Origin of the sequence: Pannonibacter sp. I15F10I1 (assembly GCF_900185665.1) — a bacterium.
Taxonomy (GTDB): domain Bacteria; phylum Pseudomonadota; class Alphaproteobacteria; order Rhizobiales; family Stappiaceae; genus Pannonibacter; species Pannonibacter indicus.
This window is the reverse complement of the sequence record NZ_FYAN01000026.1, coordinates 1,016,808-1,040,022: the sequence shown is the minus strand read 5'-3', so window position 1 is coordinate 1,040,022 and position 23,215 is coordinate 1,016,808. Positions and strand designations below refer to the sequence as shown.

Genomic DNA, 23,215 nt, shown 5'->3' with positions numbered 1-23,215 from the left:
GTGCAGGAAAAGGGGAGTGGGCACGGCCCGCTCCCCATCCGTGCATCGAAGGAGAGAGCCCATGAATCATGAGGTCATGAACCTGTTCAACCAGCAGGCTCCTGCGCAGACCTTCGACCAGATCCGGATTTCTCTCGCCAGCCCCGAGCGGATCATGTCTTGGTCCTATGGTGAGATCAAGAAGCCGGAGACGATCAACTACCGCACGTTCAAGCCTGAGCGTGATGGTCTGTTCTGCGCTCGTATCTTTGGCCCGATCAAGGACTACGAGTGCTTGTGCGGCAAGTACAAGCGCATGAAGTACAAGGGCGTCATCTGTGAGAAGTGCGGCGTCGAAGTGACGCTGAGCCGCGTGCGCCGCGAGCGCATGGGCCACATCGAGCTGGCCGCCCCGGTTGCGCATATCTGGTTCCTGAAGTCGCTGCCTTCCCGCATCGGCCTTCTGCTGGACATGACGCTGAAGGATCTGGAGCGCGTGCTCTATTTCGAGAACTATGTTGTTCTCGAGCCGGGCCTGACCCCGCTGAAGCAGAACCAGCTGCTGAGCGAGGAAGAATATATCAGCGCCCAGGACGAGTACGGCGAGGACGCCTTCACGGCGATGATCGGCGCGGAAGCCATCCGCGAGATGCTGATGTCGCTGGATCTGGTGCGCGAAAGCGAGAAGCTGCGCGTCGAGATCGCCGAAGCGACCACCGAGCTGAAGCCGAAGAAGCTGGCCAAGCGCCTCAAGGTCATTGAAGCCTTCACCGAGTCGGGCAACCGTCCGGAATGGATGATCATGACCGTGATTCCGGTGATCCCGCCGGATCTGCGCCCGCTGGTTCCGCTGGACGGCGGCCGCTTCGCGACGTCGGATCTGAACGATCTGTACCGCCGCGTGATCAACCGCAACAACCGCCTGAAACGCCTGATCGAGCTGCGTGCACCGGATATCATCATCCGCAACGAAAAGCGCATGCTGCAGGAATCCGTTGACGCCCTGTTCGACAACGGCCGCCGCGGCCGCGTCATCACCGGTGCCAACAAGCGTCCGCTGAAGTCGCTGTCCGACATGCTCAAGGGCAAGCAGGGCCGCTTCCGTCAGAACCTGCTCGGCAAGCGCGTCGACTATTCCGGCCGTTCGGTGATCACCGTGGGTCCGGAGCTGAAGCTGCACCAGTGCGGCCTGCCGAAGAAGATGGCTCTCGAGCTGTTCAAGCCCTTCATCTATTCGCGTCTCGACGCGAAGGGCTTCTCCTCGACCGTCAAGCAGGCCAAGAAGCTGGTGGAGAAGGAGCGTCCGGAAGTCTGGGATATCCTGGACGAGGTCATCCGTGAGCACCCGGTTCTTCTGAACCGTGCGCCGACGCTGCACCGTCTCGGCATCCAGGCGTTCGAACCGACACTGATCGAAGGCAAGGCCATCCAGCTGCACCCGCTCGTCTGCTCGGCTTTCAACGCCGACTTCGACGGTGACCAGATGGCCGTGCACGTGCCGCTTTCGCTGGAAGCCCAGCTGGAAGCCCGCACGCTGATGATGTCGACCAACAACATCCTGCATCCGGCCAACGGCGGCCCGATCATCGTTCCGTCTCAGGATATCGTTCTGGGTCTCTATTATCTGTCGATCATGGCAGAGAAGGAGCCGGGCGAAGGCATGGCCTTCGGCAACATGGGCGAGATCCAGCACGCGCTGGCCAACAAGGTCATCACGCTGCACACGAAGATCCGCGGACGCTTCCGCTCGATCGACGCTGACGGCAACCCGACCTCCGGCATCTTCGAGACGACGCCGGGCCGCATGATGATTGCCGAACTGCTGCCGAAGCATCACGAGGTTCCCTTCGACACCTGCAACAGGCTGATGACGAAGAAGGAAGTCTCGCGCATGATCGACACCGTCTACCGCGCCTGCGGTCAGAAGGAGACGGTCATTTTCTGCGACCGCATCATGCAGCTCGGTTTCCGCAATGCGTGCAGCGCCGGCATCTCGTTCGGCAAGGACGACATGGTCATCCCGGACACCAAGCAGAAGCTGGTGGGCGAGACGGCCGCAATGGTTGCCGAATACGAGCAGCAGTACAACGACGGCCTGATCACTCAGGGCGAGAAGTACAACAAGGTGGTTGACGCCTGGGCCAAGTGCACCGACCGCATCGCTGATGAGATGATGAAGCGCATTCAGGCGGTTCAGATCGATCAGGAGACGGGCCGTCAGAAGCCGATGAACTCGGTTTACATGATGTCCCACTCCGGTGCCCGTGGCTCTCCGGCCCAGATGAAGCAGCTTGCCGGCATGCGCGGCCTCATGGCCAAGCCGTCGGGCGAGATCATCGAAAACCCGATCATCTCGAACTTCAAGGAAGGCCTGTCGGTTCTGGAGTACTTCAACTCCACCCACGGCGCCCGTAAGGGTCTGGCTGACACCGCGCTCAAGACGGCGAACTCGGGTTACCTGACCCGCCGCCTCGTGGACGTGGCTCAGGACTCGATCATCCTTGAAGTCGACTGCGGCTCCGAGAACGGCATCACCGTTCAGGCGATCGTGGACGCAGGTCAGGTCATCGCAAGCCTTGGCCAGCGCGTTCTCGGCCGTACGGCGGCAGAAGACGTCTACAACCACGCAACCGGCGAGATCATCGTGCCGAAGGGCCGCATGATTGACGAGAAGGACGTGGAACTGATCGAGGCTGCCAAGGTTCAGCAGATCAAGATCCGTTCGGTTCTGACCTGTCAGACCATCACGGGCGTCTGCGGCACCTGCTATGGCCGTGACCTTGCCCGTGGTACGCCGGTCAACATCGGTGAAGCTGTCGGCGTCATCGCCGCTCAGTCGATCGGTGAGCCGGGCACCCAGCTGACCATGCGCACGTTCCACATCGGTGGCACGGCACAGGTGGTGGACAGCTCGTTCATCGAATCCAACGTCGATGGCACGATCAAGATCCGCAACCGCGCCGCCACCCGCGACAGCGATGGCAACCTGATTGCCATGGTGCGCAACATGTCGCTCATCGTCGTTGACAGTGACGGCAACGAGCGCGCTGTCCATCGCGTCACCTACGGCGCCAAGCTGCTGGTGGACGATGGTGATGCGGTCAAGCGTGGCCAGCGTATCGCCGAGTGGGACCCCTACACCCGTCCGATGCTGTCGGAAGTGGATGGTGTGGTCGACTTCGAAGACCTGGTGGACGGCGCTTCGGTGCAGGAAACCACCGACGAGGCGACCGGTATCACCAAGCGTGTCGTCATCGACTGGCGCACGTCGCATCGCGGCCAGGATCTCAAGCCGGCGGTTGTCGTCAAGGACGCCAATGGCTCGATCTGCAAGCTGGCCCGTGGTGGCGACGCCCGCCTGCTGCTTTCGGTGGACGCCATTCTGTCGGTGCAGCCGGGCAACCGGGTGAAGGCTGGTGACGTGCTCGCACGTATCCCGCTGGAAAGCGCCAAGACGAAGGACATCACCGGTGGTCTGCCCCGCGTGGCGGAACTGTTCGAGGCGCGCCGTCCGAAGGACCACGCCATCATCGCGGAAATCAGCGGTACCATCCGCTTCGGCCGCGATTACAAGAACAAGCGCCGCATCATCGTGGAGCCGCATGACGAGGCACTGGAGCCGGTCGAGTACCTGATCCCGAAGGGCAAGCACTTCCATCTGCAGGAAGGCGATGTCATCGAGAAGGGTGAGTACATCCTCGACGGCAACCCGGCGCCGCACGACATTCTGGCGGTCAAGGGCGTGGAAGCGCTCGCGGCCTATCTCGTCAACGAGATCCAGGAAGTCTACCGTCTGCAGGGCGTGGTGATCAACGACAAGCACATCGAGGTGATCGTTCGCCAGATGCTGCAGAAGGTCGAGGTCACTGATCCGGGCGAGACCGAGTTCTTCTCGGGCGAGCAGGTCGACCAGCTCGACTTCGACGAGGCGAACGAGCGTGCCATCGACGACGCCAAGACCCCGGCCAAGGGCGTGCCGGTTCTCCTGGGTATCACCAAGGCGAGCCTGCAGACCCGGTCGTTCTTCTCGGCAGCCTCCTTCCAGGAGACGACGCGCGTCCTCACCGACGCCGCCGTCAACGGCAAGATCGACCCGCTGGTCGGCCTGAAGGAGAACGTCATCGTCGGCCGTCTGATCCCGGCCGGTACGGGCGGCGTGATGAAGCGCATCCGTCAGATCGCGACCCACCGCGACGACCTGATCCTTGACGAGCGCCGCAAGCGCTCGGGCGACAGCGCCGCAGAAGGCCTGCTGGAGGATCTGTCCGGCGCTGCCGAATAAGCGGCCCCGGACCCATGAACCAGAAAGGCCGCCATCCGTGCGGCCTTTCGTTTATCAAGAAGGAGGCCGTGATGGCTGGCAATGACGATGATACTCCGCTGGAGCCGACGGTCTTCCTGGTGATCGGCCGGGTCTGGGACAGCGAGGACGGCGGGCCGGAAGATGCGGTGCCGATCCATGTGATGCTGACCGCCCCCGACGACGACAGCGCCGTGCGCAAGACGCTGGAAGCGCTGGCAGGGGAGGGCTTTGCCGAGGCCGAGCTCGACCAGATCGGCGTGCTGGAAGGCGAGCCGGATGATCCGACCTATGAAGGCGCCTATCAGGACGCTCTGTCGGGCAACGTGGCGGTGATCACCTTCCGCGATTGACGCAGCAATCGCAGTCAGAAGACCGGGGACGGCAGAGGGCAACAGGCCAGCTGCCGTCCCTGTGCATTTGAGGCAATGGGTTTGCACCGTGTTTACCGTTCCCGCAGGAAGGGTTGGCAACCCTGCCAGGCGGCAGTGGCCTGATTGGTCCCGCAAGCGGCAGCGGGGCAGGGCAGAGTGGTTTGATTCCCTTGTTCTGATTCCTTAACGGGCAAACAACCGGCTCACCGTGCAGTGAGTCCCGGTTTTCGGGAAAACCGCCGGGGATTCGGGGCTTCTGCGGCTCAGCAGGCTGCAGGACAGCCCTGCAGGATTCGCAAGGCACGGTTAACCGGCATAGGGCCAGGCCTTGCAGGATGCCTGGGCTGTATAATTTAATTACAATACTGCGCGCATTGGCGTTACAAAAGATGCGGAAATGCGCAGATTCAGCCCGTGCCGCGGCCAAGGCGCAGCAGGGCAGGGCAATCCCGCAGAAATCCGAGATTTCCCTTGACGGCAGGGGGCGCCGTGAGTAGTGTCCGCCCATCCCAAGGGCAGGCGGTAAGTCCTGATGTGTTCCAGCGGTCTACGCAAGGAACCTGAATACTTAAACGCTGCCGGGTTCAAAAAGGCGAATAAGCGTCGATTGCACGACCGCGATTAACCTCGTGGTCCTCTGGTTTTCGCAGCGCCTCCCATGTGCGAACATGGCTGAGGCGCGATTACGTTTGTCACGTAGTCAGTGAAAAGCAGGGTAGCGTACGAATTTTTGGATGGCAGAGGTAAAGGGCACAGAATGCCGACCATCAACCAGCTGATCCGCAAGCCGCGGAAAGACCCGCCGAAGCGGAACAAGGTGCCGGCCATGGAGGCCTGCCCGCAGAAGCGTGGTGTTTGCACCCGCGTATACACCACGACGCCGAAGAAGCCGAACTCGGCACTTCGTAAGGTTGCCAAGGTGCGCCTGACGAATGGCTTCGAAGTCATCGGTTACATCCCGGGTGAAGGCCACAACCTTCAGGAACACTCCGTGGTGATGATCCGCGGCGGCCGCGTCAAGGATTTGCCGGGTGTTCGCTACCACATCATCCGTGGCGTGCTCGACACCCAGGGCGTCAAGAACCGTAAGCAGCGCCGGTCGAAGTACGGCGCCAAGCGGCCGAAGTAAGGAGCGCGCGGCATGTCCCGTCGTCACAGCGCAGAAAAGCGCGAGATCATTCCGGATCCCAAGTTCGGTGATATCGTCGTTACGAAGTTCATGAACTCGATCATGTATCACGGCAAGAAGTCCGTGGCCGAGCGCATCGTTTACGGTGCCTTCGACATCATCGAGAAGAAGACCCGTGAGAACCCCATCGAGGTGTTCCATGCGGCTCTCGAAAACGTCATGCCGCAGGTGGAAGTCCGCTCCCGCCGCGTCGGTGGTGCGACCTACCAGGTTCCGGTGGAAGTCCGCACGGACCGCCGTCAGGCACTGGCGATCCGCTGGCTGATCACTGCAGCCCGCAACCGCAACGAAACCACCATGGTGGACCGCCTGTCGGGTGAAATGCTCGACGCCGCGAACAACCGTGGTTCCGCAGTGAAGAAGCGCGAAGACACGCACCGCATGGCGGACGCGAACCGCGCCTTCTCTCACTACCGCTGGTAATCCTGGAAAAGGGCTGACGTCATGTCTCGCACGCACAAAATCGAGGACTACCGCAACTTCGGCATCATGGCTCACATCGATGCCGGCAAGACCACGACCACCGAGCGCATCCTGTACTACACAGGCAAGAGCCACAAGATCGGTGAAGTTCATGATGGCGCTGCCACCATGGACTGGATGGAGCAGGAACAGGAACGCGGCATCACGATCACGTCCGCCGCGACCACCGCTTTCTGGAACGAAAAGCGCCTGAACATCATCGACACCCCGGGTCACGTGGACTTCACCATTGAGGTGGAGCGTTCCCTGCGCGTGCTGGACGGTGCCGTTGCCCTTCTCGACGCCAACGCTGGCGTTGAGCCCCAGACTGAAACCGTGTGGCGTCAGGCGGACAAGTACCGCGTGCCGCGCATGATCTTCGTCAACAAGATGGACAAGCTCGGTGCGGACTTCTACCGCTGCGTCGAGATGGTCAAGACCCGTCTGGGTGCCAAGGCTCTGTGCGTACAGATCCCGGTTGGCGCCGAGAGCGAGTTCGCCGGCGTTGTCGATCTGATCAAGATGAAGGCGCTGATCTGGCGCGACGAAAGCCTGGGCGCTGCCTGGGACGAAGTCGAGATCCCGGCTGACCTGGCTGATAAGGCACAGGAATTCCGTGATGCCATGATCGAGACGGCTGTCGAAGTCGATGAAGCTGCCATGGAAGCGTATCTGGAAGGCAACGAGCCGGACAACGACACGCTGAAGGCACTCATCCGCAAGGGCACCATCAGCGGCGAGTTCATTCCGATCTTCGCTGGCTCGGCCTTCAAGAACAAGGGCGTTCAGCCGCTGCTCGACGGCGTGGTGGACTACCTGCCGTGCCCGCTCGACGTTCCGGCCATCAAGGGCATCGATCCGAAGACCGAGGGGGAAATCCTCCGCAAGTCGAGCGACGAAGAGCCCCTGTCCATGCTGGCGTTCAAGATCATGAACGACCCGTTCGTCGGTTCGCTCACCTTCTGCCGCATCTACTCGGGCGTTCTGAACAAGGGCACGTCCCTGCAGAACACCGTGAAGGACAAGAAGGAACGCGTCGGCCGCATGATGCAGATGCATGCCAACAGCCGTGAAGACATCGACGTTGCTTATGCAGGCGACATCGTTGCCATCGCCGGTCTGAAGGACACCACCACGGGTGACACGCTCTGCGATCCTGCCAAGCCGGTCATTCTTGAGCGCATGGAATTCCCCGAGCCGGTGATCGAGATCGCCGTCGAGCCGAAGACCAAGGGCGACCAGGAAAAGATGGGCCTCGCGCTCAACCGCCTGGCAGCTGAAGATCCGTCCTTCCGCGTCAAGACTGACGAGGAAAGCGGCCAGACGATCATCGCCGGCATGGGTGAACTTCACCTCGACATCATCGTCGACCGCATGCGCCGCGAGTTCAAGGTGGAAGCCAACATCGGTGCTCCGCAGGTGGCCTATCGCGAGACGATCACCCGCCGCGCCGAAGTGGACTACACCCACAAGAAGCAGACTGGTGGTACCGGCCAGTTCGCCCGCATCAAGCTCGTCATCGAGCCGAACGAAGTGGGTGCAGGCTATGCCTTCGAGAGCCAGATCGTCGGTGGTGCTGTTCCGAAGGAATACATCCCGGGCGTGACCAAGGGTATCGAGAGCGTGATGTCTTCGGGCCCGCTCGCCGGCTTCCCGATGGTCGACATCAAGGCGAGCCTGACCGACGGTGCCTACCACGACGTGGACTCCTCGGTTCTGGCCTTCGAAATTGCTGCCCGCGCCGGCTTCCGTGAAGCCATCGCAAAGGCCGGTCCGAAGCTGCTCGAGCCCATCATGAAGGTCGAGGTCGTGACCCCGGCTGACTACATGGGCGACGTGATCGGCGACCTGAACTCCCGCCGCGGCCAGATCAACGGCACGGAAGACCGTGGTGTTGTGACCGCGATCACCGCGATGGTCCCGCTTGCCAACATGTTTGGCTACGTAAACAACCTGCGGTCCATGTCGCAGGGGCGTGCGCAGTACTCGATGGTGTTCGACCATTACGAGCAGGTGCCGCAGGCCGTTGCTGACCAGGTTCAGGCGAAATACGCCTGAACCACCGACCGACATTAAAGAACTAGAGAAAGCGGAGTAATCCGATGGCGAAGGAAAAGTTTGAGCGCACGAAGCCGCACGTGAACATTGGCACGATCGGCCACGTTGACCACGGCAAGACGACGCTGACCGCGGCGATCACGATGACGCTGGCTGAGACTGGCGGCGCGGTTGCCAAGGCCTATGACCAGATCGACGCAGCGCCGGAAGAAAAGGCGCGCGGCATCACGATCTCGACGGCGCACGTTGAGTATGAGACGGCCAACCGTCACTACGCTCACGTTGACTGCCCGGGTCACGCCGACTACGTGAAGAACATGATCACCGGTGCTGCCCAGATGGACGGCGCGATCCTGGTGTGCTCGGCCGCTGACGGCCCGATGCCGCAGACCCGCGAGCACATCCTGCTCGCCCGTCAGGTCGGCGTGCCGGCTCTGGTGGTGTTCATGAACAAGGTCGACCAGGTCGACGACGAAGAGCTTCTGGATCTCGTCGAGATGGAGCTGCGCGAGCTGCTCTCCTCGTATGACTTCCCGGGCGACGACATTCCGATCGTCAAGGGCTCGGCTCTGGCAGCGGTTGAAAACCGCGACGCCAACATCGGCCGTGACGCCATCCGCGCTCTGATGGACGCCGTTGACGCGTACATCCCGACGCCGGACCGTCCGATCGACATGCCGTTCCTGATGCCGATCGAAGACGTGTTCTCGATCTCCGGCCGTGGCACCGTGGTGACCGGCCGTGTCGAGCGCGGCATCGTGAAGGTGGGTGAGGAAGTCGAGATCGTCGGCATCCGCGACACCAAGAAGACGACCGTGACCGGCGTTGAGATGTTCCGCAAGCTTCTGGACCAGGGCCAGGCAGGCGACAACATCGGCGCGCTGATCCGTGGCGTTGGCCGTGAGGACGTTGAGCGTGGTCAGGTTCTGTGCAAGCCGGGTTCGGTCAAGCCGCACAAGAAGTTCAAGGCCGAAGCCTACATCCTGACGAAGGAAGAAGGCGGCCGTCATACGCCGTTCTTCACGAACTACCGTCCGCAGTTCTACTTCCGCACGACGGACGTGACGGGCATCGTTGAACTGCCGGAAGGCACGGAAATGGTGATGCCGGGCGACAACATCTCGGTCGTCGTGACGCTGATCGTTCCGATCGCCATGGAAGATGGCCTGCGCTTCGCTATCCGCGAAGGTGGCCGTACCGTCGGCGCCGGCGTTGTCGCTTCCATCATTGAGTAATCGGCGGGTGCCCCCGCCGCCGCTTCAGGCGGACGGCGGGGCCCAGTCTTATCGGGAAATCTGAAATGAACGGTCAGAATATCCGGATCCGCCTCAAGGCATTCGATCACCGTATTCTCGATGCTTCCACCCGGGAGATCGTGAACACGGCGAAGCGGACCGGTGCGCAGGTACGGGGTCCCGTGCCGCTGCCGACGCGGATTGAGAAGTACACCGTGCTTCGTGGTCCGCACATCGACAAGAAAAGCCGCGATCAGTTTGAGATGCGCACTCACAAGCGCCTCCTCGACATCGTCGATCCGACGCCGCAGACCGTCGACGCTCTTATGAAGCTCGACCTGGCAGCTGGCGTGGACGTCGAGATCAAGCTCTGAGTCGGATCGAAAGGTTTACGCCAATGCGTTCTGGAGTGATCGCTCAGAAGGTGGGCATGACCCGCATTTACAACGAGTCCGGCGAACATGTGCCGGTCACGGTATTGCGGCTCGAAAACTGCCAGGTTGTTGCTCACCGCACTGAAGAAAAGAACGGCTACACCGCACTGCAGCTTGGCTCCGGTGTTGCCAAAGTCAAGAACACGCCCAAGGCGATGCGCGGACATTTCGCGGTTGCCAAGGTTGAACCGAAGCGCACGCTGGCTGAGTTCCGCGTGAGCCCGGACAACCTGATCGAAGTCGGGTCCGAAATCACTGCCGACCACTATGTGGAAGGTCAGTTTGTCGACGTCACCGGCACCTCGATCGGTAAGGGCTTTGCCGGTTCCATGAAGCGCCACAACTTCGGTGGTGGCCGCGCTTCTCACGGTAACTCGGTGTCCCACCGCGCGCACGGTTCGACCGGCCAGCGTCAGGACCCGGGCAAGGTGTTCAAGGGCAAGAAGATGGCCGGCCACATGGGTGATGCCCGTGTGACCACGCAGAACCTCAAGGTTGTCCGCACGGACGTCGAGCGCGGCCTGATCATGGTCGAAGGCTCTGTTCCCGGTGCCAAGGGCGGCTGGATCCTGGTTCGCGATGCCGTCAAGAAGGCGCTGCCGGAAGGCGTGCCGGTCCCGGGTGCTTTCCGGGCCGTTGCCGAGGCAGCCACGGGCAAGGAGAGTGAGTGATGGAACTTGAGGTCAAAACCCTCGAAGGTTCGGCCGCCGGTTCGATCACGGTGTCGGACGAGATCTTCGGTCTCGAGCCGCGCACGGATCTGATCCACCGCGTTGTGCGCTGGCAGCTTGCCAAGCGCCAGGCTGGTACCCACAAGGCCAAGGGCCGTGCCGAAGTCTCCGGCACGACCAAGAAGTTCGTCCGTCAGAAGGGCTCCGGTGGCGCCCGTCACGGCAACCGCAAGGCTCCGCAGTTCCGCGGCGGCGGCAAGGCTTTTGGTCCGGTTGTCCGTGACCATGGCCACGACCTGCCGAAGAAGGTTCGCGCCTTGGGCCTCGCCCATGCGCTGTCTTCCAAGGTGAAGGCCGGTTCGCTGATCGTTGTCGAGGACGCCAAGGCCGCTGAAGCCAAGACCAAGCTGCTGAAGGAAAAGTTCAGCAAGCTGGGCCTCGCCAACGTGCTGGTCATCGATGGTGCAGAGGTGGATGCGAACTTCGCACTCGCCGCCCGCAACATTCCGGCTGTTGACGTGCTCCCGGTTCAGGGCATCAACGTCTACGACATCCTGCGCCGCAACACCCTGGTTCTGACCAAGGCTGCTGTGTCGGCTATCGAGGAGCGGTTCAAATGAGCAAGATCGCTCACTACGACAAGATCGTCAGCCCGGTGATCACCGAGAAGGCGACCATGGCCTCGGAAGAGAACAAGGTGGTCTTCAAGGTTGCCAACTCGGCAACCAAGCCGGAAATCAAGGCAGCGATTGAAGCCCTGTTCGGCGTCAAGGTCACTGCGGTGAACACTCTGGTCCGCAAGGGCAAGGTGAAGCGTTTCCGCGGCCGCATCGGACAGCAGTCCGACTACAAGAAGGCCATTGTGACGCTCGCCGAGGGTCACTCGATCGACGTGACGACCGGACTCTAAGGCTGGGACGACAATTATGGCACTCAAGACCTTCAACCCCACGTCCCCCGGCCGGCGCCAGCTGGTTCAGGTGGACCGTGCCGATCTCTGGAAGGGCAAGCCGGTCAAGACCTTGACCGAAGGCCTGAGCAAGACCGGCGGCCGCAACAACCGCGGCCGTCTGACGGCACCGAACCGCGGTGGTGGCCACAAGCGCTCCTACCGTCTGGTGGACTTCAAGCGTCGCAAGTTCGACGTTCCGGCGACTGTTGAGCGCCTGGAATACGATCCGAACCGCACCGCTTTCATCGCGCTGATCCGTTACGAGGATGGCGAGCTGGCCTACATCCTGGCCCCGCAGCGTCTTGCTGCTGGCGACATGGTTGTGGCTGGTGAGTCCGTCGACGTGAAGCCGGGCAACGCAATGCCGCTGGCTTCCATTCCGGTCGGCACCATTGTCCACAACGTTGAGCTGAAGCCGGGCAAGGGCGGTCAGATCGCCCGTTCCGCCGGTGCTTTCGTTCAGATCGTCGGCCGTGACCAGGGTTACACGATCCTGCGTCTCATGTCCGGTGAACAGCGCCGCGTTCTGGGCACCTGCATGGCGTCCATCGGCGCCGTGTCCAACCCGGACCATGGCAACATCAACCTGGGCAAGGCCGGACGTTCGCGCTGGCTCGGCATCCGCCCGCACACCCGCGGTGTGGCCATGAACCCGATCGACCATCCGCACGGCGGTGGTGAAGGCCGCACCTCGGGTGGCCGTCATCCGGTGACCCCTTGGGGCAAGCCGACGAAGGGCAAGCGCACGCGCAGCAACAAGGCAACGGACAAGTTCATTGTTCGCAGCCGTCATGCTCGCAAGAAGTAAGAGGTACGGATCGTGACACGTTCGATCTGGAAAGGTCCGTTTGTCGACGGGTATCTGCTGAAGAAGGCGGACAAGGTTCGCGAAACCGGCCGGAACGAGGTCATCAAGACCTGGAGCCGCCGCTCGACGATCCTGCCGCAGTTCGTTGGCCTGACCTTCGGCGTCTACAACGGACAGAAGCACGTTCCGGTGCTGGTGTCTGAAGAAATGATTGGTCACAAGCTCGGCGAGTTCTCGCCGACCCGGACCTACTATGGGCACGGCGCCGACAAGAAGGCGAAGAGGAAGTAACGATGGGCAAGCCGAAGCGTGAGCGGACGCTCGCCGACAACGAGGCCAAGGCGGTCACGCGCATGCTGCGCGTTTCCCCGCAGAAGCTGAACCTCGTGGCGGCTGCAATCCGCGGCAAGAAGGTAAGTTCCGCTCTGGCGGATCTGACGTTCTCCCGCAAGCGCATCGCTGGTGACGTCAAGAAGACCCTGATGTCCGCGATTGCGAATGCCGAGAACAACCACGACCTGGACGTGGACAGCCTGGTGGTTGCCGAAGCCCATGTGGGCAAGGCTTTTGTCATCAAGCGGTTCCATGCCCGTGCACGTGGCCGCGCTGGCCGGATCGAGAAGCCGTTCTCGAACCTGACCATCGTTGTTCGTCAAGTCGAGGAGACTGCCTGATGGGACACAAAGTTAACCCGATCGGCATGCGCCTCGGGATCAACCGCACCTGGGACTCCCGCTGGTTCGCCAACAAGGGTGAATACGGCAAGCTGCTTCATGAAGATTTCCGCATCCGCGAATATCTGATGAACGAGCTGAAGCAGGCTGCGGTTTCCAAGATCGTGATTGAACGCCCGCACAAGAAGTGCCGCGTGACCATTCATTCCGGCCGTCCGGGTGTGGTCATCGGCAAGAAGGGTGCGGACATCGACAAGCTGCGCAAGAAGCTTGCCGCGATCACCGACGCCGAAGTGCACATCAACATCGTTGAAGTGCGCAAGCCGGAAATCGACGCGACCCTGGTTGCCGCTTCGATCGCCCAGCAGCTGGAACGCCGTGTTGCATTCCGCCGCGCCATGAAGCGTGCCGTTCAGTCGGCCATGCGTCTGGGCGCCCTTGGCATCCGCATCAACTGCGGCGGCCGTCTGGGTGGTGCGGAAATCGCACGCGTCGAGTGGTATCGTGAAGGCCGTGTGCCGCTGCACACCTTGCGCGCCGACATCGATTATGGCACAGCGACCGCTCACACCGCCTATGGCGCCTGCGGCGTCAAGGTCTGGATCTTCAAGGGCGAGATCCTCGAGCACGATCCGATGGCGTCTGAACGCCGCGCGACCGAAAGCTCGGATGCGAATCAGGGTGATCGCGGCCAGCGCCGTGATCGTGGTCGCGAGCGCGCTGCCTGAAAAGGCAGCGCCCGTGTAACGCAAGAACGAGAGAAGAACGATGCTGCAACCGAAGCGAACTAAGTTCCGCAAGCAGCACAAGGGCCGCATCCACGGCATGGCGAAGGGCGGTACTGACCTGAACTTCGGCGAATTCGGTCTGAAGGCCGTGGAGCCGGAGCGTGTCACCGCCCGCCAGATCGAGGCAGCCCGTCGTGCAATGACCCGTCACATGAAGCGTGCGGGCCGTGTTTGGATCCGGATTTTCCCGGATGTGCCGGTGTCTTCCAAGCCTGCGGAAGTCCGCATGGGTAAGGGTAAAGGTGCCCCGGACTACTGGGCCTGCCGTGTCAAGCCGGGCCGTATCATGTTCGAGATTGACGGCGTGCCGGAAGACGTTGCCCGCGAAGCAATGCGCCTGGCTGCTGCCAAGCTGCCGATCAAGTGCCGGTTCGTACAGCGGATCGCCGAGTAAGGCAGTCGAGGAGAGTTGAGCCATGAAGGCAAATGATGTAAGGGCAAAGACCCTCGACGAGCTCCGTACGGAACTCGAGGCACTGAAGAAGGAGCAGTTCAACCTGCGCTTTCAGAAGGCCACCGGTCAGCTCGAAAACACTGGTCGTTTCCGGCAGATCCGCCGGGATATCGCCCGGATCCAGACGATCATGCGCGATAAGCGCATGACCGCAACCGCGTAAGGAGGCCTCAATGCCGAAACGCATTTTGCAGGGCACCGTGGTCAGCAACGCGAATGACAAGACGGTGACGGTGAAGGTGGAGCGTCGCTTCACTCACCCGCTGCTCAAGAAGACGGTGCGCCGGTCCAAGAAGTACCGGGCGCATGACGAAGCGAACAAGTATCAGGTCGGCGACACGGTTCAGATCGAAGAGTGCGCGCCGATCTCCAAGACCAAACGTTGGACCGTGGTCTCCTGAGACCACGGCTCTGTTGAGCATCCGGCGCCCGTGGCAGGTGCGCCGTAGAGAGAACAAGGCGGCCAAGTCATGATTCAGATGCAAACAAACCTCGACGTGGCGGATAATTCCGGCGCCCGTCGTGTCATGTGCATCAAGGTGCTCGGCGGCTCGAAGCGGAAGTATGCCCGCGTTGGCGACATCATCGTCGTCAGCATCAAGGAAGCTATCCCGCGCGGCCGCGTCAAGAAGGGCGACGTGATGAAGGCGGTCGTCGTGCGTACGGCGAAGGACATTCGCCGTCCCGACGGCAGCGTGATCCGGTTCGACCGCAATGCGGCGGTCCTGGTCAACAACAACAAGGAGCCGATCGGCACCCGTATCTTTGGGCCGGTGCCGCGCGAGCTCCGTGCAAAGAACCACATGAAGATCATTTCGCTCGCGCCGGAGGTGCTCTGATGGCTGCGAAAATTAAAAAAGGCGACACGGTTGTCGTGCTCGCCGGTCGTGACAAGGGCAAGACCGGCGAAGTGCTGCAGATGCTGCCGACGGACAACAAGGCTCTCGTGCGCGGCATCAACGTCGTTCGCCGCCACCAGCGCCAGACGCAGACCCAGGAAGCAGGCATCGTGGCAAAGGAAGCCCCGATCCACGTTTCCAACCTGGCTGTAGCCGATCCGAAGGATGGCAAGCCGACTCGCGTCGGGTTCAAGGTGCAGGAAGACGGCCGCAAGGTCCGTGTGGCCAAGCGTTCGGGAGACCTGATCGATGGCTGAGACCTACGTGCCGCGGTTCAAGACGCACTACGATGAAGTGGTGCGCAAGCAGCTGCAGGAAAAGTTCAACTACACCAACCCGATGCAGATCCCCAAGCTTGAGAAGGTTGTTCTCAACATGGGCGTCGGTGAGGCAGTTGCAGACAGCAAGAAGGTGCGCATCGCTGCGGACGACCTGGCGCTCATCGCCGGTCAGAAGCCGGTGATCACCAAGGCTGCGAACTCCATCGCCACCTTCAAGGTGCGTGAGGGCATGCCCCTCGGCGCCAAGGTGACGCTGCGCCGCGAACAGATGTTCGAGTTTCTCGACCGTCTGATCACCATCGCGCTTCCGCGCGTTCGTGACTTCCGCGGTCTGAACCCGAAGAGCTTCGATGGCCGTGGCAACTACGCCATGGGCATTAAGGAACACATCGTTTTCCCCGAAATCGAGTACGACAAGGTCGACCAGATTTGGGGTATGGACGTGGTCGTGTGCACCACGGCCAACACCGATGAAGAGGCGCGCGAACTGCTGCGCGCGTTCAACTTCCCGTTCCGCAAGTAACGCGGATATACGGGAAAGGAACGAGGAAAAACGATGGCGAAGAAGAGCGCGATCGAGAAGAACAAGCGGCGCGAGCGCCTTGTGCTGAAGTACGCTGCAAAGCGTGCTGCTCTCAAGGCCGCAGCCAAGGATGAAACGCTGTCTCTGGAAGAGCGTTTCGCCGCCCGTCTGAAGCTCGCGGCACTGCCGCGCAATTCGGCACCGAACCGTGTGCGCAACCGGTGTGAAGTCACCGGCCGTCCGCGCGGCTTCTACCGCAAGCTGAAGATGTCGCGCGTTGCGCTGCGTGAGCTGGGTTCCCTGGGTAAGATCCCGGGCCTGGTCAAGTCGAGCTGGTAAGGAGAGGCTGCGATGGCAATTTCCGATCCGTTGGGTGATATGCTCACCCGCATCCGGAACGCGCAGCTGCGCCGCAAGAACAAGGTGTCCTCACCTCATTCGAAGCTGCGTGCGCATGTGCTTGATGTTTTGGCCAAGGAAGGTTACATCCGTGGCTACACGACGGTCGAATTCGAGGACGGCAAGTCCGAGCTTGAGATCGAACTGAAGTATTTCGATGGTGTACCGGTGATTCGTGAGATCGAACGTATCTCCAAGCCGGGCCGCCGCGTGTACTCGTCGGTAAAGAACATTCCGCATGTCGCGAATGGCCTTGGTGTGTCGATCCTGTCGACGCCCCGTGGTGTCATGAGCGACCATCAGGCGCGGGATGAGAATGTTGGTGGTGAAGTGCTCTGCCGCGTCTTCTGACGCGGCAGTGACCTTCCTATTTATGTGACAAGGTTGATCAGATGTCTCGTATTGGCAAAAAGCCAGTCCCCGTGCCGAGCGGGGTAACGGCAACGATCAACGGCCGCACCATCGAGGTCAAGGGACCGAAGGGCCAGCTGTCCTTCGTGCTCAACGATCTGGTGCTCGCCGAAATGACGGATGCCGGGATCCAGGTTGATCCCCGTAATGACAGCAAGCCGGCACGCTCCATGTGGGGCATGACCCGGACCATGATCCAGAACCTGATCACCGGCGTGAGCCAGGGCTTCGAACGCAAGCTCGAGATCACCGGTGTGGGTTACCGTGCTCAGATGCAGGGCCGCAATGTCCAGCTCGCCCTTGGCTTCTCCCACGACGTCGTTTACGAGGTCCCGGAGGGAATTGAAGTCAAGTGCCCGAAGCCGACCGAGATTCTTATCTCCGGCATCGACAAGCAGGTCGTCGGTCAGGTCGCGGCTAACATCCGCGAATACCGTGGCCCCGAGCCGTACAAGGGCAAGGGCATTCGCTATGCGGGCGAGTTCATCGTTCGCAAAGAAGGCAAGAAGAAGTAACGGACCCGGATCATGGCGAACAGCAAAACTGCTTTCGAGCGTCGTCGCGACCGCGTGCGCCGTTCGATCAAGAAGGTGGCGAACGGTCGTCCGCGCCTTTCCGTATTCCGCTCGTCGAAGCAGATCTATGCCCAGATCATCGACGACGCCAAGGGGCATACCATTGCCTCTGCCTCCACGCTTGAAAAGGACGTGCGGGGCGCATTGAAGACGGGCGCCGATGTGGCTGCGGCTGCAGCTGTCGGCAAGCTTGTCGCCGAGCGCGCTGTGGCCGCTGGCGTCAAGCAGGTCGTGTTCGACCGTGGCGGGTACATGTATCACGGGCGCATCAAGGCGCTTGCAGATGCAGCCCGCGAGGGCGGACTTGAATTCTGACCAGCGCTTGGCGCTCTGAAGAACGGAAGACGAATAATATGGCGAGACAGGACACACGGGAGCGCGATCGCGAAGAGCGCGACAGCGAGTTCGTCGACAAGCTCGTACACATCAACCGCGTCGCGAAGGTGGTCAAGGGTGGCCGTCGTTTCGGCTTTGCCGCGCTCGTCGTCGTGGGTGACCAGAAGGGCCGCGTCGGCTTCGGCCACGGCAAGGCTCGCGAAGTGCCGGAAGCGATCCGCAAGGCAACGGAAGCTGCCAAGCGTGCTATGGTTCGCGTGCCGCTGCGCGAGGGCCGTACGCTGCATCACGATGTCGAGGGCCGTCATGGCGCCGGCAAGGTGATTCTGCGTGCAGCTCCGGCTGGTACCGGTATCATCGCGGGTGGCCCGATGCGCGCCGTGTTCGAGACGCTCGGCGTCCAGGACGTGGTTGCCAAGTCGCTTGGCTCCTCGAACCCGTACAACATGGTGCGCGCAACCTTTGCCGCCCTGACCAAGGAAGACAGCCCGCGTGCTGTCGCGGCCCGTCGCGGCCTCAAGGTCTCGGTGCTTCAGGGCCGCCGCCGCGACAACGACGAAACGGTTCCGGCAGGTGCCGAGGCTTGAAGCCCGGCACCCCGGTAACCAGTTGAACGAGGGGTAGTTCCATGGCGAACACCGAAAAGACCGTAACGGTCGAGCAGATCGGCAGCCCGCTGCGCCGTCCCAAGGAGCAGCAGGCAACCTTGATCGGCCTCGGCCTGAACAAGATGCACCGCCGCTCGACGCTCAAGGACACTCCGGAAGTGCGCGGCATGATCCGCAAGCTTCCGCACCTCGTCCGCATCGTTGACGAAGCGTGAGGGCAGGAGAGAAGACTATGAAGCTCAATGACCTGCGGGACAATCCTGGTTCCGTTAAGGACCGTACCCGCGTTGGCCGCGGTATCGGCTCTGGCAAGGGCAAGACTGGTGGCCGCGGCGTGAAGGGTCAGAAGTCCCGTTCCGGCGTGGCGATCAAGGGCTTTGAAGGTGGTCAGATGCCGCTGCATCGCCGCCTGCCGAAGCGCGGTTTCACCAACATCTTTGCCAAGGACTTCAACATTGTGTCGCTCGGCCGCGTGCAGGTTGCTCTCGACGAGGGCAAGCTGGATGCCAAGGCTTCGATCACGGTTGAGGCTCTCAAGGCTGCCGGCATCGTCAAGCGCATCAAGGACGGCGTTCGCCTCCTGGCCGATGGCGAGCTGAAGGCCGCAGTGACCTTTGAAGTTGCTGGCGCTTCCAAGACGGCTGTCGAGGCTGTCGAGAAGGCCGGCGGCAAGGTCGTGATCCTCGGAGCTCAGGCCGAATAGGCCTGGGCTTCGCCCTTTTTCTCGGACAGCAACCTCCGGAGAACGGCATGGCATCCGCTGCCGAACAGCTGGCATCAAATCTCAATTTCTCGGCTTTCGCGAAGGCTGAAGAACTCAAGAAGCGCATCTGGTTCACGCTGGGGGCGCTTTTGGTTTATCGGTTCGGCACTTACATCCCGCTGCCCGGGATCAATCCGGCCGCTTTTGCACAGGCCTTCAGCCAGGCTCAGTCTGGTGTGATCGGCATGTTCAACATGTTCGCCGGCGGCGCCGTCGAGCGTATGGCGATCTTTGCCCTGGGCATCATGCCCTATATCTCCGCTTCCATCATCATGCAGCTGATGACGACCGTCGTTCCGACGCTCGAGGCGCTGAAGAAGGAAGGGGAGCAGGGCCGCAAGGTCATCAACCAGTACACCCGCTACGGCACGGTGCTTCTGGCGATTGCGCAGTCCTACGGCATTGCGGTCGGGCTTGAGGGTTCGGCCAATGTGGTGACCGATCCGGGCTGGTTCTTCCGTCTTTCCGCTGTTCTCAGCCTAACGGGCGGCACCATGTTCCTGATGTGGCTGGGTGAGCAGATCACCTCGCGCGGCATCGGTAACGGCATTTCGCTGATCATCTTCGCCGGCATCGTGGCCGGTCTGCCGACAGCGCTCGTATCGCTGTTCGAGCTGGGCCGTCAGGACGCCATCGCGGGCTGGCTCATTCCCGTGCTTCTCATTCTGGCAATCGGCGTCATTGCGCTGATCGTGTTCATGGAGCGGGCGCAGCGCCGGCTTCTGATCCAGTATCCGAAGCGCCAGGTTGGCAACAAGATGTTTGAGGGCAACACGTCGTTCCTGCCCCTCAAGCTCAACACCGCGGGCGTCATCCCGCCGATCTTCGCTTCGTCGCTTCTGCTCATTCCGGCAACCATTGCCGGGTTCTCCGCGGGCAGCGGTCCGGCCTGGCTGACGACGGTGACGACGCTGCTTGGTCATGGACAGCCGCTGTACATGATCTTCTACGCGGCAATGATCGTGTTCTTCTGCTTCTTCTACACGGCCATCGTGTTCAGCCCGTCGGAAACGGCGGACAATCTGAAGCGGCACGGCGGATTCATTCCGGGAATTCGTCCGGGCGAGCGTACGGCTCAATTCATTGACCATGTGCTGACCCGCATTACGGTACTGGGCGCCATCTACATCACGGCGGTCTGCCTATTACCCGAATTCCTCATTTCCGCGACGGGCGTTCCGTTCTATTTCGGAGGAACCTCGCTGCTGATCGTTGTGAGCGTCACGATGGACACCGTTTCCCAGATCCAGGGCCATCTGCTTGCGCACCAGTACGAGGGGCTGGTGAAGAAAGCAAAGCTCAGGGGGAAGCGTAGATGAGGTTGATTCTGGTCGGACCTCCCGGTGCAGGGAAGGGTACTCAGGCGGCCCGGCTTGTTGCCAAACATGGCATTCCGCAACTGTCGACCGGCGACATGCTTCGTGCCGCCGTCGCAGCCGGAACCGAGGTTGGCCTCAAAGCCAAGGCGGTGATGGACGCTGGCGGGCTCGTCTCCGACGAGATCGTTGTCGGCATCATCCGTGACCGGATTGGTGAAGCGGACGCACAGAAGGGGTTCATCCTCGATGGCTTCCCGCGCACGCTGGCCCAGGCAGAGGCTCTGGATCAGATGCTCGCAGAGAACCGCATCGGTCTCGATGCGGTGATCGAGCTGCGTGTGGACCAGTCCAGGCTCGTGTCGCGAATCATCAACCGTGCGGAAGAGGCCAAGGCCGCCGGCCAGCCGGTCCGCAAGGATGATGATCCGGAAGTCTTCAAGCAGCGCCTTGAAGCCTATAACCGCGATACGGCCGTGGTCATTCCCTACTACGAGAAGAACGGTCTTCTCACGGTCATCGATGGCATGCAGCCGATCGATGATGTGACGGCCGCCATTGCTGCCGTTCTTTCGAAGCTTGACGAACGGGTTGAGAGCCGGTAAATACCGCGCTCTAATCCTCAAGATTATGTGCCGATCCCGGAAACACCGGGGCCGGCACATTCTGTGCTGGTCAAAGCCAGCCAACAAACTCCCGCAAGGGCCGGGCTCCACCGGACGCGGGGAAATGCAACCGCGGCACATAAGCCGCAAGATATGGAGACGCACGTGGCACGTATTGCTGGCGTTAACATCCCGACGAACAAGCGCGTTGTCATCGCGCTTCAGTACATTCACGGCATTGGTGCCAAGTTCGCGCAGGAAATCATCGAAAAGGTGAACATTGCGCCGGAGCGCCGCGTGAATCAGCTGTCTGACGCCGAAGTGCTGGCGATCCGCGAGACCATCGACCGCGACTACCTCGTGGAAGGTGACCTGCGCCGCGAGACCGCGATGAACATCAAACGCCTGATGGACCTTGGCTGCTACCGCGGCCTGCGTCATCGCCGCGGCCTGCCGGTCCGTGGCCAGCGCACCCATACGAATGCGCGGACCCGCAAGGGCCCGGCGAAGCCGATCGCTGGCAAGAAGAAGTAATCTGCCTCATCGGCTGGTGTAGCCGCCGGTATTACGGCGGTGCAGAGATCAAACCAAGGAATCAAGAATGGCTAAGGACACGACACGCGTGCGCCGCCGCGAACGCAAGAACATCTCTTCTGGCGTGGCACACGTGAACTCCACGTTCAACAACACCATGATCACCATCACCGACGCGCAGGGAAATGCGATTTCCTGGTCGTCCGCTGGTGCTCTCGGCTTCAAGGGTTCGCGTAAGTCGACCCCCTACGCAGCTCAGGTTGCTGCAGAAGACGCAGCCCGCAAGGCTTCCGAGCACGGCATGCGCACGCTCGAAGTCGAAGTTCGTGGTCCCGGTTCGGGCCGTGAATCGGCTCTGCGCGCCCTGCAGGCTGCCGGCTTCCTCATCACGTCGATCCGCGATGTGACGCCGATCCCGCACAACGGGTGCCGTCCGCGCAAGCGCCGCCGCGTCTGAGGTCTTTTGACTTTCAGATACCTGGTTTCCTCCAATGGCGAAGAATGGCCGGCGAGCTCCGGCGGGACAGCCGACGAGGTAAGAACGTGACGATTCAGAAGAACTGGCAAGAGCTGATCAAGCCGAACAAGCTGGAAGTGAAGCCGGGTGAAAACCCGCGCACGACCGGCACCGTGGTCGCCGAGCCGCTTGAGCGCGGCTATGGCCTCACGCTCGGCAACGCCCTGCGCCGCATCCTGCTGTCCTCGCTGCAGGGTGCTGCTGTAACGGCTGTGCAGATCGACGGCGTTCTGCACGAATTCTCGTCCATTCCGGGCGTGCGCGAAGATGTGACGGACATCATCCTGAACATCAAGGAAATCGCGATCCGCATGGAAGGCGAGGGACCCAAGCGCATGGTTGTGCGCAAGCAGGGTCCTGGCGTCGTGACGGCTGGTGACATCCAGACGGTTGGCGACGTTGAAGTGCTGAACCCGGAACTCGTGCTCTGCACCCTCGATGAGGGCGCGGAAATCCGCATGGAGTTTACGGTCAACACCGGCAAGGGCTACGTGGCAGCCGAGCGGAACCGTCCTGAGGACGCTCCGATTGGTCTGATCCCGGTCGACAGCCTGTACTCCCCGGTCAAGAAAGTGTCCTACAAGGTGGAAAACACCCGTGAAGGCCAGGTTCTTGACTATGACAAGCTGACGCTGACGGTCGAAACCGATGGTTCGGTGAAGCCGGAAGATGCGGTGGCTTACGCGGCACGCATTCTGCAGGACCAGCTTTCGATCTTCGTCAACTTCGAAGAGCCGAAGCGCGAGATTGCAGAAGACAGCGTTCCGGAACTGGCATTCAACCCGGCCCTTCTCAAGAAGGTCGACGAGCTCGAGCTGTCCGTTCGTTCGGCAAATTGCCTGAAGAACGACAACATCGTTTATATCGGCGATCTCATCCAGAAGACCGAGGCGGAAATGCTCCGCACGCCGAACTTCGGCCGCAAGTCGCTTAACGAGATCAAGGAAGTTCTCGCACAGATGGGTCTGCATCTGGGCATGGACGTGGCCAACTGGCCGCCGGAGAACATCGAGGACCTCGCCAAGCGCTACGAGGACCATCAGTACTAAGGGGCGGTTTCGCCCCTGGCA

General features: G+C 61.4%; 32 protein-coding genes. All 32 read left to right on the top strand.

The features are described 5' to 3' along the window. The first annotated feature begins 61 nt into the window (after positions 1 to 61). The 32 genes from rpoC to IF10I1_RS17870 all read left to right on the top strand — a co-directional run bounded on the left by rpoC (position 62) and on the right by IF10I1_RS17870 (position 23,194). On the top strand, positions 62 to 4,261 hold the full coding sequence (gene rpoC, locus IF10I1_RS18025) for a DNA-directed RNA polymerase subunit beta' (RefSeq protein ID WP_123194003.1): 4,200 nt from the start codon (positions 62 to 64) through the stop codon (positions 4,259 to 4,261). 71 nt (positions 4,262 to 4,332) lie between these two features. Beyond that, positions 4,333 to 4,632 (top strand): regulator, encoded by a 300-nt coding sequence (locus IF10I1_RS18020; RefSeq protein ID WP_186393747.1) that lies wholly within the window; start codon positions 4,333 to 4,335, stop codon positions 4,630 to 4,632. Positions 4,633 to 5,410: 778 nt separating this feature from the next. Further along, positions 5,411 to 5,782, top strand: a complete 372-nt coding sequence (gene rpsL / locus IF10I1_RS18015) for a 30S ribosomal protein S12 (RefSeq protein ID WP_019966691.1) — start codon at positions 5,411 to 5,413, stop codon at positions 5,780 to 5,782. 12 nt (positions 5,783 to 5,794) lie between these two features. Beyond that, positions 5,795 to 6,265: a 30S ribosomal protein S7 gene (gene rpsG, locus IF10I1_RS18010; RefSeq protein ID WP_019966690.1), complete on the top strand. Its 471-nt coding sequence runs from the start codon at positions 5,795 to 5,797 to the stop codon at positions 6,263 to 6,265. A 21-nt stretch (positions 6,266 to 6,286) separates the two neighbouring features. Beyond that, the gene (fusA, locus tag IF10I1_RS18005) at positions 6,287 to 8,362 is read left to right on the top strand and encodes an elongation factor G (RefSeq protein WP_050475497.1); all 2,076 of its coding nucleotides are present in this window, start codon (positions 6,287 to 6,289) and stop codon (positions 8,360 to 8,362) included. 44 nt (positions 8,363 to 8,406) lie between these two features. Beyond that, complete coding sequence (gene tuf / locus IF10I1_RS18000) at positions 8,407 to 9,597, top strand: elongation factor Tu (protein ID WP_058900184.1); 1,191 nt, start codon at positions 8,407 to 8,409, stop codon at positions 9,595 to 9,597. Between the two features lie 65 nt (positions 9,598 to 9,662). Beyond that, positions 9,663 to 9,971, top strand: coding sequence for a 30S ribosomal protein S10 (gene rpsJ, locus IF10I1_RS17995; RefSeq protein ID WP_013652482.1), 309 nt, complete (start codon positions 9,663 to 9,665; stop codon positions 9,969 to 9,971). 23 nt (positions 9,972 to 9,994) lie between these two features. Then, positions 9,995 to 10,702 carry a 50S ribosomal protein L3 gene (gene rplC, locus IF10I1_RS17990; protein ID WP_122519810.1) on the top strand — a complete coding sequence of 236 codons (708 nt, stop codon included), beginning with the start codon at positions 9,995 to 9,997 and terminating at the stop codon, positions 10,700 to 10,702. After that, on the top strand, positions 10,702 to 11,322 hold the full coding sequence (gene rplD / locus IF10I1_RS17985) for a 50S ribosomal protein L4 (protein WP_019965870.1): 621 nt from the start codon (positions 10,702 to 10,704) through the stop codon (positions 11,320 to 11,322). Before rplC ends, rplD begins: the two co-directional genes overlap by 1 nt. Next, positions 11,319 to 11,612 (top strand): 50S ribosomal protein L23, encoded by a 294-nt coding sequence (locus tag IF10I1_RS17980; RefSeq protein WP_019965869.1) that lies wholly within the window; start codon positions 11,319 to 11,321, stop codon positions 11,610 to 11,612. Before rplD ends, IF10I1_RS17980 begins: the two co-directional genes overlap by 4 nt. A 16-nt stretch (positions 11,613 to 11,628) precedes the next feature. Next, the gene (gene rplB / locus IF10I1_RS17975) at positions 11,629 to 12,462 is read left to right on the top strand and encodes a 50S ribosomal protein L2 (protein WP_019965868.1); all 834 of its coding nucleotides are present in this window, start codon (positions 11,629 to 11,631) and stop codon (positions 12,460 to 12,462) included. Between the two features lie 12 nt (positions 12,463 to 12,474). Continuing rightward, entirely contained in the window at positions 12,475 to 12,753 is a 279-nt protein-coding gene (gene rpsS / locus IF10I1_RS17970; RefSeq protein ID WP_019965867.1) for a 30S ribosomal protein S19, read from the top strand. A gap of 2 nt (positions 12,754 to 12,755) precedes the next feature. Then, a complete protein-coding gene (rplV, locus tag IF10I1_RS17965) occupies positions 12,756 to 13,136 on the top strand; it encodes a 50S ribosomal protein L22 (RefSeq protein WP_019965866.1) in 381 nt (126 codons plus the stop codon). Continuing rightward, entirely contained in the window at positions 13,136 to 13,864 is a 729-nt protein-coding gene (rpsC, locus tag IF10I1_RS17960) for a 30S ribosomal protein S3 (protein WP_019965865.1), read from the top strand. The genes rplV and rpsC overlap by 1 nt, the downstream gene beginning before the upstream one ends. 40 nt (positions 13,865 to 13,904) lie before the next feature. Continuing rightward, positions 13,905 to 14,318: a 50S ribosomal protein L16 gene (gene rplP, locus IF10I1_RS17955; protein ID WP_019965864.1), complete on the top strand. Its 414-nt coding sequence runs from the start codon at positions 13,905 to 13,907 to the stop codon at positions 14,316 to 14,318. A 22-nt stretch (positions 14,319 to 14,340) separates the two neighbouring features. After that, positions 14,341 to 14,541 carry a 50S ribosomal protein L29 gene (gene rpmC / locus IF10I1_RS17950; protein ID WP_019965863.1) on the top strand — a complete coding sequence of 67 codons (201 nt, stop codon included), beginning with the start codon at positions 14,341 to 14,343 and terminating at the stop codon, positions 14,539 to 14,541. Between the two features lie 10 nt (positions 14,542 to 14,551). After that, entirely contained in the window at positions 14,552 to 14,779 is a 228-nt protein-coding gene (gene rpsQ / locus IF10I1_RS17945) for a 30S ribosomal protein S17 (RefSeq protein ID WP_019965862.1), read from the top strand. A gap of 69 nt (positions 14,780 to 14,848) precedes the next feature. Beyond that, entirely contained in the window at positions 14,849 to 15,217 is a 369-nt protein-coding gene (rplN, locus tag IF10I1_RS17940) for a 50S ribosomal protein L14 (protein ID WP_013652493.1), read from the top strand. Continuing rightward, positions 15,217 to 15,534 carry a 50S ribosomal protein L24 gene (rplX, locus tag IF10I1_RS17935; protein ID WP_019965861.1) on the top strand — a complete coding sequence of 106 codons (318 nt, stop codon included), beginning with the start codon at positions 15,217 to 15,219 and terminating at the stop codon, positions 15,532 to 15,534. The genes rplN and rplX overlap by 1 nt, the downstream gene beginning before the upstream one ends. Then, on the top strand, positions 15,527 to 16,081 hold the full coding sequence (rplE, locus tag IF10I1_RS17930; RefSeq protein ID WP_050474670.1) for a 50S ribosomal protein L5: 555 nt from the start codon (positions 15,527 to 15,529) through the stop codon (positions 16,079 to 16,081). The genes rplX and rplE overlap by 8 nt, the downstream gene beginning before the upstream one ends. Positions 16,082 to 16,114: 33 nt before the next feature. Beyond that, on the top strand, positions 16,115 to 16,420 hold the full coding sequence (rpsN, locus tag IF10I1_RS17925) for a 30S ribosomal protein S14 (protein ID WP_019965859.1): 306 nt from the start codon (positions 16,115 to 16,117) through the stop codon (positions 16,418 to 16,420). Positions 16,421 to 16,432: 12 nt separating this feature from the next. Continuing rightward, on the top strand, positions 16,433 to 16,831 hold the full coding sequence (rpsH, locus tag IF10I1_RS17920; protein ID WP_019965858.1) for a 30S ribosomal protein S8: 399 nt from the start codon (positions 16,433 to 16,435) through the stop codon (positions 16,829 to 16,831). A gap of 41 nt (positions 16,832 to 16,872) precedes the next feature. Further along, positions 16,873 to 17,406 carry a 50S ribosomal protein L6 gene (gene rplF, locus IF10I1_RS17915; RefSeq protein ID WP_026355988.1) on the top strand — a complete coding sequence of 178 codons (534 nt, stop codon included), beginning with the start codon at positions 16,873 to 16,875 and terminating at the stop codon, positions 17,404 to 17,406. 12 nt (positions 17,407 to 17,418) lie between these two features. Continuing rightward, a complete protein-coding gene (rplR, locus tag IF10I1_RS17910) occupies positions 17,419 to 17,781 on the top strand; it encodes a 50S ribosomal protein L18 (protein WP_019965856.1) in 363 nt (120 codons plus the stop codon). A gap of 38 nt (positions 17,782 to 17,819) precedes the next feature. Continuing rightward, positions 17,820 to 18,389 carry a 30S ribosomal protein S5 gene (gene rpsE, locus IF10I1_RS17905; RefSeq protein ID WP_019965855.1) on the top strand — a complete coding sequence of 190 codons (570 nt, stop codon included), beginning with the start codon at positions 17,820 to 17,822 and terminating at the stop codon, positions 18,387 to 18,389. Positions 18,390 to 18,430: 41 nt separating this feature from the next. Continuing rightward, entirely contained in the window at positions 18,431 to 18,625 is a 195-nt protein-coding gene (rpmD, locus tag IF10I1_RS17900; RefSeq protein ID WP_019965854.1) for a 50S ribosomal protein L30, read from the top strand. Between the two features lie 17 nt (positions 18,626 to 18,642). After that, on the top strand, positions 18,643 to 19,113 hold the full coding sequence (rplO, locus tag IF10I1_RS17895; protein ID WP_122519811.1) for a 50S ribosomal protein L15: 471 nt from the start codon (positions 18,643 to 18,645) through the stop codon (positions 19,111 to 19,113). A 47-nt stretch (positions 19,114 to 19,160) separates the two neighbouring features. Then, positions 19,161 to 20,492: a preprotein translocase subunit SecY gene (secY, locus tag IF10I1_RS17890; RefSeq protein ID WP_050474672.1), complete on the top strand. Its 1,332-nt coding sequence runs from the start codon at positions 19,161 to 19,163 to the stop codon at positions 20,490 to 20,492. Beyond that, on the top strand, positions 20,489 to 21,094 hold the full coding sequence (locus tag IF10I1_RS17885; RefSeq protein WP_050474673.1) for an adenylate kinase: 606 nt from the start codon (positions 20,489 to 20,491) through the stop codon (positions 21,092 to 21,094). The genes secY and IF10I1_RS17885 overlap by 4 nt, the downstream gene beginning before the upstream one ends. Before the next feature lie 165 nt (positions 21,095 to 21,259). Continuing rightward, the gene (gene rpsM / locus IF10I1_RS17880) at positions 21,260 to 21,628 is read left to right on the top strand and encodes a 30S ribosomal protein S13 (RefSeq protein WP_026355986.1); all 369 of its coding nucleotides are present in this window, start codon (positions 21,260 to 21,262) and stop codon (positions 21,626 to 21,628) included. A gap of 67 nt (positions 21,629 to 21,695) precedes the next feature. Beyond that, positions 21,696 to 22,085 (top strand): 30S ribosomal protein S11, encoded by a 390-nt coding sequence (gene rpsK, locus IF10I1_RS17875; protein WP_019965849.1) that lies wholly within the window; start codon positions 21,696 to 21,698, stop codon positions 22,083 to 22,085. A 44-nt stretch (positions 22,086 to 22,129) separates the two neighbouring features. Beyond that, positions 22,130 to 23,194 carry a DNA-directed RNA polymerase subunit alpha gene (locus IF10I1_RS17870; protein ID WP_019965848.1) on the top strand — a complete coding sequence of 355 codons (1,065 nt, stop codon included), beginning with the start codon at positions 22,130 to 22,132 and terminating at the stop codon, positions 23,192 to 23,194. Positions 23,195 to 23,215: the final 21 nt, after the last annotated feature.